Origin of the sequence: Marinobacter sp. F3R11 (assembly GCF_003318275.1) — a bacterium.
GTDB lineage: Bacteria > Pseudomonadota > Gammaproteobacteria > Pseudomonadales > Oleiphilaceae > Marinobacter.
On the sequence record NZ_QOCH01000015.1, the window covers coordinates 208,666 to 222,918 of the forward strand.

The window sequence follows — 14,253 nt, forward strand, 5'->3', positions numbered from 1 at the left end:
TACTACACAACTCTATGCCCGGATAGCAGGTTATGACTGACTGAAGCCCAGCATCGCGACCACCTGATCAGTCAGTCCGTCCAGAGTCAGGCCACCACGCTCGGGGCGATACCAGGTGACCGTCCAGCTCAGTGCGCCCATCAACATGCGGCGAACAACAAACGGGTCGGCCGCAAGAGCGCCCTCATCTTTCAGACTGCCTAGTACCTCCAGCCACAAAGCCTCATAAATATCACGAAGCTTGAGCACTTCAGCCCGGGACGTTTCAGAGAGGCTTCTCCACTCGTACACCAGAACAGCCATAGCCTCACCAGTCTGGCCGTTTATTGACTCCAGCTCTGCCCTTACCAGTGCCCTCAGCTTTTCACGGCTGGAATCCGCAGCATCCATAGCTGCCTGCATGACAGCTGTGTTCAGCCTGATGGTTTCAACCATAACCGCTTTCAGAATCTCTTCTTTGGTACGGAAGTGATGGAAAAGACTTCCCGACTGAATGCCTACTGCCGCGGCCAGGTCCCGGACTGTCGTTCGCTCATAACCCTTATCCCGAAAAAGACGCGCCGCCTCCCTGAGCAGACGGCCCCGGGCACTGTCCGGAGCAGAAACCAGGTTGTCAGCAATAAGCGACTGAAGAATGTCATCTCGGTTCACGGGCGGGGGATCCACTGGCTTTAAAAGAGTGGACATTCTATCTGATATTTATATGTTTACAAACCAAGCGCTTGCTTGGTATCGTCTGACGTATGGATCAGATATTGGCCTGCCCACGAGTACGGAGCCCGGGCCAGCACAACAACTGGATGCAAAACCATGCCTGATTCCCGGAAACCCGTTCGCATCGGTTGCTCCTCTGCATTCTGGGGCGACACCGAAACGGCGGCAGCTCAACTGGTTCACAAAGGCAACATTGATTATCTGGTTGCCGACTACCTTGCCGAAGTCACCATGTCGATCATGGCTGGCCAGAAGATGAAGGATCCAGGTCAGGGCTACGCCCGGGACTTTGTGGAAACGGTTATGGGGCCTTTGCTTGGTGATATCAAAGCAAAAGGCATCCGCGTGCTGGCGAATGCCGGCGGAGTCAATCCGGTGGCCTGCCGAGACGCTCTGCAATCTTTGTGCGACAAAGCCGGTGTAAAGATGAACATTGCACTGGTGCTGGGTGACAACCTGCTACCAAAAAAACAGGCTCTGAGCGAAGCCGGAACAACCGAGTTGAGTACTGGTGCGCCTATGCCGGCCATGATGGTAAGCCTGAACGCCTATCTTGGCGCACCGGGCCTGGTGGAGGCCTTGAAACAGGGAGCCGACATTGTCCTTACCGGCCGGGTCGTAGACAGCGCACTGATACTCGCCCCGCTGGTTCACGAATTTGGCTGGGACTGGGCAGATTACGACAAACTGGCCCAGGGCAGCCTTGCGGGTCATCTTCTGGAGTGCGGCGCGCAGGTAACGGGCGGCAACTTTACAGACTGGGAAGACGTTGCCGAAAGCTTCGCTGATATGGGGTTCCCGATTGCCGAAGTCGGTGCAGACGGCACTTTTGTCATTACCAAACCCGACGGAACCGGTGGTCTTGTGAGCCGGGGCACAGTGGCGGAACAGCTGGTCTATGAAATCGGCGACCCACGCGCCTACCTGCTACCCGATGTCACCTGCGACTTTACCGGTGTTGATCTGGAAGAAAGCGGAACAAATCGTGTCACCGTGCGCGGTGCTCGTGGCCTTCCGCCAACCGGCAGCTACAAGGTGTCCGGCACCTGGCCGGACGGTTTCAAGTGCACCGCAACCTTTCTGCTCGCAGGCATTGATGCCCCGAAAAAAGCCCGGGCCGTGGCTGAAGCAATTCTGACCAAAACATCTCGGCTGTTCCGGGAGCGAGGCCTGCCCGACTACACCGAGACCAGTATCGAACTTCTGGGTACCGAAACCACTTATGGCAAACAGAGCCGGGGCCAGAGCACCCGTGAAGTAGTCGTCAAGATTGCTACGGCTCACAGCAATAAAGGAGCGCTCGTGCTGTTCTCCCGGGAGATTGCACAGGCAGCAACGGGCATGGCGCCAGGTCTTACCGGCATTGTGGGGGGACGGCCAGCGGTGTGGCCGAAAATCCGGCTCTACTCCTGCCTGGTGTCCAAAGAAGAAGTGGCCGTGTCAGTTGATCTCGACAATAAGGTGACATTTGTTGATATAGATTCCGGCGGTGGATTCCACCCCGGGCAGATCACAGACCAGCCGAAAGGCAAACCGGCGCAAGCTACAGATACCACCGTGCGTCTGATTGACCTGGCCTGGGCCCGCAGTGGCGACAAGGGGGATCACAGCAACATTGGTGTTATTGCGCGCAAGCCCGAGTTTGTTCCCTTTATCGAAGCCGCACTGACCGCGGATGCGGTTGCCGAATGGATGAGTCATACCCTGAATCCCGAAACCGGAAAAGTCACACGCTGGTCGCTACCCGGGTTTCATGCGTTTAATTTTCTTCTGGAGCACAGTTTGGGCGGAGGCGGTATTGCGAGCCTGCGGATTGATCCGCAAGGCAAAGCGTTTGCCCAGCAATTACTTGAATTTCCGGTACCCGTACCTTCAACACTGGTTCGTGCCTGAACGTTAAATAAGGTTTTAAACCATGAGCTATCAATCTGTATTCCACCCCGGCCTGTTCAGGGGCCGGATATTTATCGTGACCGGTGGCGGTTCCGGTATCGGCCGCTGCACGGCCCACGAACTCGCCTCCCTTGGGGCAAGAGTTGCGCTTGTTGGTCGCAAGTCCGAAAAGGTTGAAGCAGTAAAAGCAGAAATTCTTGAAGACGGCGGCATTGCCTCGGCTCATGTGTGCGACATCCGTGAAGAAGAGGCAGTGCAAGCCACGGTGACAGCGGTCATCGAAGAGCATGGAGGGCTGAACGGCGTGGTTAATAACGCAGGAGGTCAGTTCCCCTCACCCCTCGCCGGCATCAATCAGAAAGGCTGGGAAACCGTGGTGCGTACCAACCTCACCGGCGGATTTCTGATGGCAAGAGAAGCCTACACCCAGGCGTTGATAAAAACCGGTGGGGCCATCGTAAACATAGTGGCGGACATGTGGGGAGGCATGCCCGGCATGGGGCACTCAGGCGCAGCAAGAGCCGGCATGGTGAACTTCACGCAAACAGCTGCGGTGGAATGGGGAGCTTCCGGCGTCCGCGTAAATGCCGTTGCACCCGGCTGGATTGCTTCGAGCGGCATGGATAGCTACCCGGAGCACATGAAACAGTGGATTCGCGGGCTCGCGGACAATGTTCCTGTCAAACGCATGGGGACAGAATCTGAAATCAGCGCTGCTATCTGCTTTCTCCTGAGCCCCGGGGCTGCGTTTATCAACGGTGACTGTCTGCGTATTGACGGTGGAGCCTCACAGGGTACCCGCGTGTGGCCTCTGCCCAAAGCAAAGAACAACACACCCTTTAATGGCTTTCACCGTGCAGTAACACCCAAAGTTCTCAGTGAGGATTAAGGAAAGCTTTATGCAGACACTGGAATCCAGGGTTAATCCACAATCTGAAGAGTTTCGGAGCAATACCGAGGCCATGAACACCCATATCCAGATGTTCCGCGACCTGGAGCAGAAGGTTCTGGACCTGGCTGAAGCCGCACGAGAAAAGTTCACCAGGCGGGGAAAGCTCCTGCCCCGGGATCGCATCAACCGCCTGTTGGACAAAGGCACTCCTTTCCTGGAACTTTGCTCCCTGGCCGGTTACAAAATGCATGACGACAAAGACGGCAGCATGGCCGGCGGCAACATCATCGCCGGTATTGGAACAGTCAGTGGCATACGCTGTCTGGTGGTCGCCAGCAACAGCGCCATCAAAGGTGGCACCATCACACCTGCAGGCCTGGATAAAACCCTGCGCCTGCAACAGATCGCCAAAGAAAACAAACTACCGGTTGTTTCCCTGTCAGAAAGCGGCGGCGCCAACCTGAACTACGCCACCGACATATTCGTGCAGGGTGCACGGAGCTTTGCCAACCAGGCCCGGATGTCTGCAGCAGGCCTGCCCCAGATTACCGTTGTGCACGGCAACGCTACTGCTGGCGGAGCCTATCAGCCGGGCTTGTCTGACTATGTAATCGCTATCCGTGGCCAGGCAAAAATGTTTCTGGCAGGCCCTCCACTACTGAAAGCCGCAACCGGCGAAATAGCCGATGACGAAGAACTCGGCGGCGCAGAAATGCACGCCCAGATTGCCGGCACCGCAGAATACCTGGCCGAAGACGACGCTGACGGCATCCGCATGGCCAGGAACATTCTTGAAGCCCTGCCCTGGAATGAGCATCTACCTCTGAAGCGCGAGTTGAAATGGGATGAGCCGCTTTATCCGGCAGAAGAGCTTCTGGGCGTCATCCCATCTGATGCAAAAAAAACCTGGGACGTTCGGGAAATTCTGGCACGAATTGCTGATGGATCCAGGTTCATGGACTTCAAGAATGAATTCGACAATCACACCGTATGCGGCACCATCCGCATTGAAGGGCACGCTGTCGGGATTATCGGTAACAACGGGCCGATTACACCGGCGGGCAGTGCAAAAGCAGCCCAGTTTATTCAGCTCTGCGATCAGGCCGGCACGCCACTGCTGTTTCTGCACAACACCACCGGTTTTATGGTGGGGACACACGCCGAGCAGAACGGCATCATAAAACATGGATCGAAAATGATTCAGGCGGTCGCCAACTGCCGTGTACCCAAGGTCGCAATCGTAATCGGCGGATCCTATGGCGCAGGCAACTATGCCATGTGTGGCCGCGGCCTGGATCCGCGTTTTATCTTTGCCTGGCCCAACAGCCGCACAGCCGTCATGGGTTCTGCACAGGCCGGTAAGGTAATGCGCATAGTGGCGGAAGACAAACAACGCCGCAACGGCATAGAGCCTGACCTGAAAACCCTGGATTTTCTGGAGCAGGCCACAGCCAAAAAGCTGGAGGATGGTTCCACGGCTCTGTTCGGTACAGCCCGGCTCTGGGACGACGGTCTGATTGATCCACGAGACACGCGGCGCGTAGTCGCCCTGGTTCTGGACGTGTGCCGCGAAGCGGAGATCCGTCAGTTGCGGCCTAATACATTTGGTGTGGCCCGCCTCTAGGGGTTGTAAATAGGCGGACGGCACCGGAGCGAAGCACCACCCAAAAAGCGCCCGTAAATACGTCCCTGTAGGGCTCGGTCGCGCCATCCCTGGCGCTCCACGTTTTTGGGTGGTGCTTCGCCCCGGTGCCGATCAACCTGGATTTATCGCACCGAACAAATATTGAAACAGAAAATAGTTAGCTGGTGGCGGTGCAGTTGCAGACATAAGCGGCTGTGGGGACAGGCTTTCAGAAAATGTCGGAGGCCATGGATGGCCGGAGTCAAGCGCACACGGACGTGCTTGTAGCGGTTTTCTGAAAGCCTGTCCCCACAGCCGCGACCCAAGTCAAAGAACCAGCGCCAATAGATGTAAGCAAGAACTAAATATCAGGAGAACAACAACGTGAAATTCACAGCCGAACACGAAGCCCTGAGAAAAACAGTTCACGACTTTGTACAGAAAGAAATCAACCCATATTGCGATGAGTGGGAAGAAGCAGGGGAATTCCCCATTCATGACATATTCAAAAAAATGGGCAACCTAGGCCTGCTGGGCATTCAGAAGCCTGAAGAATACGGCGGTATGGGGCTGGACTACAGCTATAACCTTGTAGCAGCTGAAGAACTGGGCATGGCCAACTGCGGCGGTGTACCTCTGGCGATTGGTGTGCAAACCGATATGTGTACCCCGGCCATATCCCGCTTCGGCTCCGACGAACTCAAGCGTACCTTCCTGGCTCCGGCCATTGCCGGTGACATGGTGGGCTGCATTGGTGTGAGTGAAGTCGGCGCCGGTTCCGACGTGGCAGGAATGAAAACTACCGCAAAAAAAGACGGCGACGACTACCTTATCAACGGCTCTAAAATGTGGATAACCAACGCCCCGAGAGCAGACTTCATATGCCTTTTAGCCAACACCAGCGACGACAAGCCACATAAAAACAAATCGTTGATCATGGTCCCCATGGACTCCCGGGGCATAACCATGAGTCCGAGTCTGAACAAGCTGGGCATGCGCTCCTCGGAAACTGCCCAGATCTTCTTTGACAACGTTCGGGTTCCACAGCGCAACCGCATTGGCGCTGAAGGCATGGGCTTTATGATGCAGATGCTGCAGTTCCAGGAAGAGCGGTTATGGGGTGCTGCAAATGTTATCAAAGCGCTGGAAAACTGCATCAACCAGACTATCGATTACTGCAAGGAACGCAAAACATTCGGCACACCACTGATTGATAACCAGGTGATCCACTTCCGTCTGGCCGAACTACAGACTGAAGTAGAGGCCCTGCGCGCCCTTACCTATCAGGCCTGTGAACTGCACATCGAAGGCAAGGAAGTCACCAAGCTCGCCTCCATGGCCAAGCTGAAAGCCGGGCGTCTGGGCCGCGAGGTTACTGATAGCTGCCTGCAGTACTGGGGGGGCAATGGTTTTATGTGGGACAACCCGGCATCCCGTGCATTCCGCGATGTTCGTCTGGTATCCATCGGCGGCGGTGCCGATGAAATCATGCTGGGGATCATCTGCAAAATGATGGGAACCTTGCCAGGCAAGCGCTAAAGCTGAACCTAGATGCCAAGCCGGTAATGCGATTGAACTCTTCAGGACACGCCCGCGAGTACGTCCTTGTAGGGCTCGATCGCACTACCGGCCCCAAATAATGTTCGTGGAGTCTATCGATGGAAACCTTGCCTCACTGCAAAACACTGGTACTGGAAAAACAGGGGCCAGCCCTGCACATCACCATCAACCGGCCAGACACCCGGAACGCGATGAGTCTGCAAATGGTGGCGGAGTTATCCAGGATCTTTACCGAAGTGGAATCTGATGCCAGCATACGCGCCGTGGTAATCCGGGGCTCTGGCGGTCACTTCTGTGCAGGCGGTGACATCAAAGACATCGTCGGTGCCCACAACCAGAAAACCGGTGAAGGCGAAACCGACCCCTTCTACCGTCTCAATCGTGCATTCGGTCAAATGATCCTGCAGGTAAACGAATCCTCCAAAGTAGTCATCGCCATCACCGAAGGTGCTGTGATGGGTGGCGGTTTTGGTCTGGCCTGCGTATCCGATGTCGCTATTGCGGGCCCGACTGCCAGATTCGCCATGCCAGAAACCTCCCTCGGCATCATCCCAGCCCAGATCGCTCCGTTTGTAGTTGAACGCATCGGCCTGACCCAGGCCCGCAGGCTTGCGTTGCTCGGGTTAAGAATTGGAGCAGAAGAAGCCTGTGCGCTGGGCATCGTGCACCAGGTCGCCTCATCCGATGCTGAGCTGGACGGCATGCTGGCTCAAGCGCTGGAATGCATTCGCCATTGCGCACCAGGCGCCACCGCGAAAACCAAAGCCCTGCTCCACAGTGTTGGGCGCGAGCCCATGAGCGGATTGCTCGACAGTGCAGCTGAAATGTTCACAGCAGCCGTCCGCGGCAGTGAAGGTTCCGAAGGCACAATGGCATTCATGCAAAAACGCCCACCAGCCTGGGCAGACGAAAACCGTTGATTGCGGAGCGAGTGAGAGGGAAAGAGGCTTCCAGAAAGTGTTGGAGGCCAAGGACGGCCGGAAACAAGCGCACATGGATGTGCTCGTAGCGGTTTTCTGGAAGCCTCTTTCCCTCTCACTTACGGCCTTGCACCGATTAAGAGAAATACGCCATGTTGAAGAAATTACTAATAGCAAACCGGGGCGAAATCGCAGTCCGCGTCATTCGCACTGCCAAAGCCCTGGGATACCGCACCGTGGCCGTATACTCAGAGGCTGACGTCAACGCCATGCACACCGGGCTGGCAGATGAAGCCGTATGCATAGGGCCAGCTCAGGTATCCGCGTCTTACCTGAACACCGGGGCCATACTCGATGCTGCCCGTAAAACAGGCGCTGACTGCATACACCCGGGTTACGGTTTTCTTTCCGAAAATGCCGGTTTTGCCAACGCCTGCAAAGACGCAGGTATCGTATTCGTAGGCCCTCCAGCCAGCGCCATTGAACTCATGGGCAGCAAGCGCCGTTCAAAGATCGCCATGCACAAAGCCGGAGTCCCCGTCGTTCCCGGATATGAAGGCGACAACGCCAGTGATGATGAACTCATCTCCGCTGCAGCCGACATTGGCTACCCTCTGATGATCAAAGCCTCCGCCGGCGGCGGTGGCCGAGGCATGCGTCTGGTCGAGAAAGAGTCAGAACTGGCCAGCAACATCAAGCGCGCCAGATCCGAATCAAGGCAAGCCTTCGGCGACGACGAACTGATCCTCGAAAAAGCTGTTATCGAACCTCGCCACGTGGAAATACAAGTCTTTGCCGATCGCTACGGCAACGCCGTGTACCTGGGCGAAAGAGACTGCTCAGTGCAGCGCCGGCACCAGAAAGTCGTGGAAGAAGCTCCTTCCCCTTTCGTGACCCCCGAGCTCCGGGCTGCCATGGGCAAAGCTGCCGTTAAAGCAGCCCTCGCCTGCAACTACGAAGGTGCTGGCACCGTCGAATTTCTCGTGGACAAGAACCGGAACTTCTATTTTCTGGAAATGAACACCCGCCTGCAGGTAGAACACCCGGTTACCGAATTGATTACCGGGCAAGATCTGGTCGCCTGGCAGTTGATGGTGGCTGAAGGCCTGCCTCTGCCGATAGCTCAGAATGACATTGAACTGAACGGCCACGCCATCGAAGTCCGGCTCTACGCCGAAGATCCCTCTCAGGGGTTCACCCCTCAAACAGGCCTGATGCATGTGTTTGAACCCGCAGAAGGCGAAGGCCTGCGCTTTGATACAGGCGTCCGCTCCGGCGATACGATTACGCCTCACTACGACCCCATGCTCGCAAAAGTTATCGCCTGGGGAGAAAACCGGGATCAGGCCCGCCGGCGGCTGATCCGGGCCCTGGAAGACACCTGCGTCTTTGGTGTAAGCACCAACCGGTACTTCCTCAGCCGCATTATTTCAGACAGCAGCTTTGGTGCTGGCGAGGCAACCACCGCCTTCCTGCAGACGAGATTCAACAAAGACCCGTCGCTGCAACCAGCCAAACCAGAGATCCGCCAGCTTGCCCTCGCAGCCTGCATACTGACTCACGGCACTACCGGGGAGGAATACTGGAGCAACGCACCAGCCACCTACATTCCCATGAAACTCGACACTGGGAATGAAACCGTTGAACTACTGGTGAAGCGAAGCGGCAATACGCTTTCCTGCACACTGAACGACAAACATCATGAGATAGCAGTCATCAGCATTCACAACGGCAGCTTATGCACCAACGACAACGGGGTTCGCCAGCGCTGCCGATATCACCATGAAGGGGACTCGCTGTATTTACAGGCACACGGAGAATCCTGGGCAGTAAGAGACCTTACTCATCAGCCCGCAGCCATTGCCAGCGGGCCTGGCAACGGACACATCCAGGCCCCGATGGACGGTTCCATTATCGACGTGCTGGTTGAGCCCGGCCAGCCAGTTAGCCAGGGCGACCCCCTGATCATACTGGAAGCCATGAAAATGGAGCACCCGGTTAAAGCCGGCTGTGACGGCATTATTGCCCAGGTTCTGACACGTAAAGGCGACCAGGTGAAGCGCAATCAGGTGCTCGCCGAAGTCTCCTCAGGGGAAGCCATTCCGGGGCGCTGAATCAGGCTCCGACTTTAAGGACTACCTTGCCTGTAGCTCTGCGGCCGGTCAGCGCGCCAAGGGCTTTTACGTAATCCTCAAACTCAAAAACCTCACTGATTACCGGGTCGATTTTGCCCTCGTTATAGAGCTTCATCAGCTCCATCATATTCTGGGCACTCGCCTCGGGTTCATTCCGGGTAAAGCTGCCCCAGAACACACCAACAACAGAGCAGCCTTTCAGTAACGTGAGATTTGCCGGAATCCTGGGGATATCGCCTGCGGCAAAGCCAACGATCAGATGGCGGCCATTCCAGGCCATGGCCCGCAATGCCTGCTCTGTAAAATCGCCACCCACAGGATCGTAAATGACATCCACACCCTTGTTATCAGTCAGACGCTTTACTGCGTCCTTCAAAGGTTCCTCTGAGTAATTGATCAGCTCATCGGCACCGGCTGCCCTGGCCACTGCCAGTTTCTCAGCGGAGCTGGCTGCAGCGATAACGCGCGCGCCCATAGCCTTTCCCAGCTCAACCGTTGCCAGCCCTACGCCACCACTGGCCCCCAGAACCAGAAGAGTCTCTCCGGGCTTGATATCGGCTCGCTGCTTGAGGGCGTAGTAAGAGGTGCCATAAACCATGGTAAACGCCGCTGCCTTCTCATCACTCATGCCATCAGGCACTGGCAGCAGGTTGCGCTCCGGAACAATCACTTCCTCGGCAAATGAGCCATAGCCCGTCAGACCCGCAACCCGGTCACCGACCTTGAAACGGGTTACCTTATCACCCACCGCAACCACTTCACCGGCCATTTCGCCACCAGGTGAAAAGGGTCTGGCCGGCTTGATCTGATACTTGTTTTCGATAATCAGCGTGTCGGGAAAGTTCAGACCTGCGGCTTTCACCCGGACTTTAACATCGTGTTCTTTAGCTTCAGGACTGGGCACATCTTCGATGACAAGTGTTTCCGCAGGGCCATATTCCTTACAGAGGATCGCTTTCATTAGGGCTCCTTTTGATGGGTTCTGTTGTTATTGACTTGCATCAAGCTAAACAGACTCAACCCGCGAAGCAAATAAAGAACCTTTATCCGGATTTATAAACAGGGCTTATAGCCTGATTATTACGGGCAGGTTTCCAGAGATGAATCGGGCGTCATTTTCCGCTATTCTTCCCGCTCCTGATCCGAGCCACTTGGCAGCCATCCGCCTTTCCCTCAGGGTTCAACTATGCTCGATGTCATCTATTCCCTTGAAATGATTGGAATTGTAGCCTTTGCCATATCAGGCATGGTGGTTGCGCGCTCCAAGAATATGGATCCGGTCGGCGTTTTTACCATCGCATTTATCACGGCCCTCGGTGGTGGAACCCTGCGTGATCTCATCATGGATAACCATCCGGTCTACTGGATAAAGCACGAGGAGCAACCCATTCTTATTCTCGCAATGGCGATTGTTTTCAGTTACTGGAAACATTCCGAACGTATTCGCGAGTCCTGGATTGTATTTCCGGATGCCATCGGGCTAGGTACTTTCTCCATACTGGGAGCACAGCTGGCTCTTGACCTGGGACATTCGTGGTTTATCGCGTCAATGCTCGGCGTTATGACAGGCACATTCGGTGGTGCCCTTCGCGATACGCTCTGTAACGAGGTGCCCTTCATTTTCCGCAAGGACCAGATCTACGCATCCATTTCCTTTGCAGGCTGCTGGCTTTATTTCCTTTGCCAATGGGCGTTGCAAAGTGAAGCCCTGTCGTTGACGATTGGCCTGTTATTTATCGTCATTGTGCGAATGGCTGCGGTACGTTTCGATATCCGGTTACAGCGCGACCCTGCACAAGGCCAATAGCGGGCAAGCGCCAATCATCTCTTGGCCCGGGACATCCCAGCCAGTAAGATTACCGTTTTTTCACCCTACACTCTGACATCCCTAGAGGCAGACTCCCCACATGCTCGAACGACTGTTCAAACTTCAGGCCCACGGCACCAATGTACGTACAGAGCTGGTTGCGGGCATCACAACCTTCCTGACCATGGCGTATATTATTGTCGTCAACCCGGACATCCTGTCCTCAACGGGTATGGACTTCGGCGCGGTGTTTGTCGCCACCTGTCTTGCGGCGGCTATTGGCTCCCTGATCATGGGGCTGCTGGCAAATTATCCTATCGCTCTGGCTCCGGGTATGGGGCTGAATGCTTTCTTTTCTTTCACTGTGGTGGGCAGCCTGGGCTATAGCTGGGAAATAGCTCTGGGGGCGGTATTCCTTTCAGGCTTTATTTTCCTCCTGCTGAGCATTTTCAAAGTTCGGGAGTGGATCATTAACAGCATCCCCATGTCGCTACGCTTCGGCATTTCTGCAGGCATAGGGTTCTTTCTCGCTCTGATCGCTCTTAAAAATGCCGGCATCGTAGTAGATCACCCCGCCACCCTGGTAGGTCTGGGCGATCTGAAATCCGCGGAAAGCCTCTTGTTCTTTGGCGGGTTTGTACTGATCTGCGCACTGTCATTCCGTCGTATAACCGGCTCTGTGATGATCGGCATTATTTCTATAACCGTGATCGCCATGATGCTGGGGATGGTTGAATACAAAGGCTTCTTCGCAGCCCCCCCAAGCCTTGCGCCCACATTCATGCAAATGGACATTGCCGGCGCACTGAACCTAGGCATGATCAGCATTGTGTTTGCCTTCCTGTTTGTCGATTTGTTCGACACTTCCGGCACCCTCATTGGTGCGGCCCACCGTGGTGGATTACTGGACAAGGACGGCAAGCTTCCGCGTCTGGGCAAAGCCCTGATGTCTGATTCCGTTGCCACCATGTCCGGCGCAGCACTGGGTACCTCAACAACCACCAGCTATATCGAATCCACTGCGGGCATCTCTGCCGGTGGCCGTACCGGTTTGACCGCCGTAGTTGTAGCTGTTCTGTTTCTTGCGTGCCTGCTGCTATCCCCGATTGCCAGCATTATTCCATCGTATGCGACAGCTCCTGCACTTTTATACGTTGCGGTATTGATGGCCAGCGGCCTTAAACTGATAGACTGGGACGACATTACCGAAGCCGCACCTGCGGTTGTTACCGCGCTGATGATGCCACTGACCTTCTCCATCGCGAATGGCATTGCCATGGGTTTTGTCACTTATGCTGTCATCAAGGCGCTGAGCGGACGCTGGTCTGATCTGAGCCCAAGCGTGATGGTGATCTCCGCCGTATTCATCCTGAAATTCATCTTTCTGGACGCAGCCTGAGCTGCGCCCGGACGGAGGGGCTGACTTTTATGGATTACTTTTCCCAGAGCATCAAACAAGCCATTCGCACTGTGCCGGACTGGCCCAAACCCGGCGTCGCCTTCCGTGATATCACCACTGTGCTACAGGATAAGACTGCCTTCCGGAAGCTGATTGATGCATTCGTTCATCGCTACCACGGCCAGAAGATTGATGCTGTGGCAGCGGTGGATGCCCGGGGTTTCATCATTGGCTCAGCACTGGCCTATGAGCTCAATGCCTCGCTGGTTCTTGTGCGCAAGAAAGGCAAGTTACCGTTCGATACGCTGGTGGAGGACTACGAGCTCGAATACGGCACCGCGTCAGTGGAACTGCATCAGGATGCCTTCAAGCCCGGTGACCAGGTCGTGCTTGTAGACGATCTGATTGCTACCGGCGGAACCATGCTGGCAGCCAGTCGTCTGATTCGACGCATTGGTGCAGACATAGTGGAGGTCGCAGCCATGATTGACCTTCCCGACCTTGGAGGCTCAGCCAAACTGCAGGAAGAAGGCCTCAAGGTCTATACTGTATGCTCGTTTGAGGGCGAATAGACGCTGACGCCCCGTCATCCTCGCGAGTACGCAAAACGGCATTGGGAGCTGCTTTATGGAACAATATCAGCACTACTGGAAAGACGGCACACCGGTGCATCTGCCTTTGGGAAAGATTGTCTGCGTTGGCCGCAACTATGCGGAACATGCGAAAGAACTCAATAACCCGGTACCGGCTGAGCCTTTGCTGTTCATTAAACCCGCTACCGCCGCAGTCCATGTAACGCGCCCTCTCAAGCTCCTGGCAAACCGGGGCCAGGTGCATTTTGAAACTGAACTGGCGGTATTGATTGGCAAGCCCCTCACTGACGCGTCCCCCGGCGAGGCCCAGGCGGCCATTCTTGGCTACGGCCTGGCACTGGATCTGACGCTCCGGGATCTGCAAAGCCGGCTTAAAGAAAAGGGACATCCATGGGAACTGGCAAAAAGCTTTGATGGCGCCTGCCCCCTGTCCCCTTTTGTGGCAGCTGAACGTTTCACTGACGATCACATCACCTTCAGCCTGGATATCAACGGGCAACGCCAGCAAAGCGGTGATACACGGGATATGCTTTTCCCGATCATTCCATTACTTACGCACATAAGCAGCCATTTCACACTGCTGCCCGGTGATATCGTGCTCACAGGCACCCCGAAGGGTGTCGGCCCTCTCTCCTCAGGGCAGACACTTTCACTGCAACTGGAAGACCAGTTGTCTGTTTCCACTAATGTGGTTTAACTTGGGCCGACACAATCTT

General features: G+C 55.5%; 12 protein-coding genes. 10 read left to right on the forward strand and 2 right to left on the reverse strand.

Annotated elements, in window-relative coordinates; genetic code table 11:
* Positions 1–30: 30 nt before the first annotated feature.
* Positions 31–651 (reverse strand): TetR/AcrR family transcriptional regulator, encoded by a 621-nt coding sequence (locus DS878_RS09345; protein WP_261977719.1) that lies wholly within the window; start codon positions 649–651, stop codon positions 31–33.
* 159 nt (positions 652–810) lie between these two features.
* Here DS878_RS09345 and DS878_RS09350 point away from each other — a divergent pair, with 159 nt between their 5' ends.
* The 6 genes from DS878_RS09350 (at position 811) to DS878_RS09375 (ending at position 9,717) form a co-directional block, all read left to right on the forward strand.
* Positions 811–2,607 (forward strand): acyclic terpene utilization AtuA family protein, encoded by a 1,797-nt coding sequence (locus DS878_RS09350; RefSeq protein ID WP_113815708.1) that lies wholly within the window; start codon positions 811–813, stop codon positions 2,605–2,607.
* A gap of 22 nt (positions 2,608–2,629) precedes the next feature.
* Positions 2,630–3,496 (forward strand): SDR family oxidoreductase, encoded by an 867-nt coding sequence (locus tag DS878_RS09355; RefSeq protein WP_113815709.1) that lies wholly within the window; start codon positions 2,630–2,632, stop codon positions 3,494–3,496.
* Between the two features lie 10 nt (positions 3,497–3,506).
* Complete coding sequence (locus tag DS878_RS09360; protein WP_113815710.1) at positions 3,507–5,123, forward strand: acyl-CoA carboxylase subunit beta; 1,617 nt, start codon at positions 3,507–3,509, stop codon at positions 5,121–5,123.
* Between the two features lie 384 nt (positions 5,124–5,507).
* On the forward strand, positions 5,508–6,662 hold the full coding sequence (locus DS878_RS09365; protein ID WP_113815711.1) for an acyl-CoA dehydrogenase family protein: 1,155 nt from the start codon (positions 5,508–5,510) through the stop codon (positions 6,660–6,662).
* A gap of 119 nt (positions 6,663–6,781) precedes the next feature.
* Complete coding sequence (locus DS878_RS09370) at positions 6,782–7,603, forward strand: enoyl-CoA hydratase/isomerase family protein (RefSeq protein WP_113815712.1); 822 nt, start codon at positions 6,782–6,784, stop codon at positions 7,601–7,603.
* 152 nt (positions 7,604–7,755) lie between these two features.
* Entirely contained in the window at positions 7,756–9,717 is a 1,962-nt protein-coding gene (locus DS878_RS09375; RefSeq protein ID WP_113815713.1) for an acetyl/propionyl/methylcrotonyl-CoA carboxylase subunit alpha, read from the forward strand.
* A gap of 1 nt (position 9,718) precedes the next feature.
* Here DS878_RS09375 and DS878_RS09380 read toward each other — a convergent pair whose 3' ends face one another.
* Complete coding sequence (locus tag DS878_RS09380; protein ID WP_113815714.1) at positions 9,719–10,699, reverse strand: NADPH:quinone oxidoreductase family protein; 981 nt, start codon at positions 10,697–10,699, stop codon at positions 9,719–9,721.
* Between the two features lie 225 nt (positions 10,700–10,924).
* On the opposite strand from DS878_RS09380, the gene DS878_RS09385 reads away from it, so the two are divergent.
* From DS878_RS09385 to DS878_RS09400, 4 genes are all read left to right on the forward strand, one after another.
* Positions 10,925–11,545 carry a trimeric intracellular cation channel family protein gene (locus DS878_RS09385; protein WP_113815715.1) on the forward strand — a complete coding sequence of 207 codons (621 nt, stop codon included), beginning with the start codon at positions 10,925–10,927 and terminating at the stop codon, positions 11,543–11,545.
* A gap of 100 nt (positions 11,546–11,645) precedes the next feature.
* Positions 11,646–12,944 (forward strand): NCS2 family permease, encoded by a 1,299-nt coding sequence (locus DS878_RS09390; RefSeq protein WP_113815716.1) that lies wholly within the window; start codon positions 11,646–11,648, stop codon positions 12,942–12,944.
* 29 nt (positions 12,945–12,973) lie between these two features.
* Positions 12,974–13,516, forward strand: coding sequence for an adenine phosphoribosyltransferase (locus DS878_RS09395; protein WP_113815717.1), 543 nt, complete (start codon positions 12,974–12,976; stop codon positions 13,514–13,516).
* Positions 13,517–13,571: 55 nt separating this feature from the next.
* The gene (locus DS878_RS09400; protein ID WP_113815718.1) at positions 13,572–14,234 is read left to right on the forward strand and encodes a fumarylacetoacetate hydrolase family protein; all 663 of its coding nucleotides are present in this window, start codon (positions 13,572–13,574) and stop codon (positions 14,232–14,234) included.
* Positions 14,235–14,253 lie beyond the last annotated feature (19 nt).

Coding starts and splice junctions, on each gene's coding strand:
- DS878_RS09350 (WP_113815708.1), top strand. CDS start 811: ATGCCTGATTCCCGGAAACCCGTTCGCATCGGTTGCTCCTCTGCATTC.
- DS878_RS09355 (WP_113815709.1), top strand. CDS start 2,630: ATGAGCTATCAATCTGTATTCCACCCCGGCCTGTTCAGGGGCCGGATA.
- DS878_RS09360 (WP_113815710.1), top strand. CDS start 3,507: ATGCAGACACTGGAATCCAGGGTTAATCCACAATCTGAAGAGTTTCGG.
- DS878_RS09370 (WP_113815712.1), top strand. CDS start 6,782: ATGGAAACCTTGCCTCACTGCAAAACACTGGTACTGGAAAAACAGGGG.
- DS878_RS09375 (WP_113815713.1), top strand. CDS start 7,756: ATGTTGAAGAAATTACTAATAGCAAACCGGGGCGAAATCGCAGTCCGC.
- DS878_RS09380 (WP_113815714.1), bottom strand. CDS start 10,699: ATGAAAGCGATCCTCTGTAAGGAATATGGCCCTGCGGAAACACTTGTC.
- DS878_RS09385 (WP_113815715.1), top strand. CDS start 10,925: ATGCTCGATGTCATCTATTCCCTTGAAATGATTGGAATTGTAGCCTTT.
- DS878_RS09390 (WP_113815716.1), top strand. CDS start 11,646: ATGCTCGAACGACTGTTCAAACTTCAGGCCCACGGCACCAATGTACGT.
- DS878_RS09395 (WP_113815717.1), top strand. CDS start 12,974: ATGGATTACTTTTCCCAGAGCATCAAACAAGCCATTCGCACTGTGCCG.
- DS878_RS09400 (WP_113815718.1), top strand. CDS start 13,572: ATGGAACAATATCAGCACTACTGGAAAGACGGCACACCGGTGCATCTG.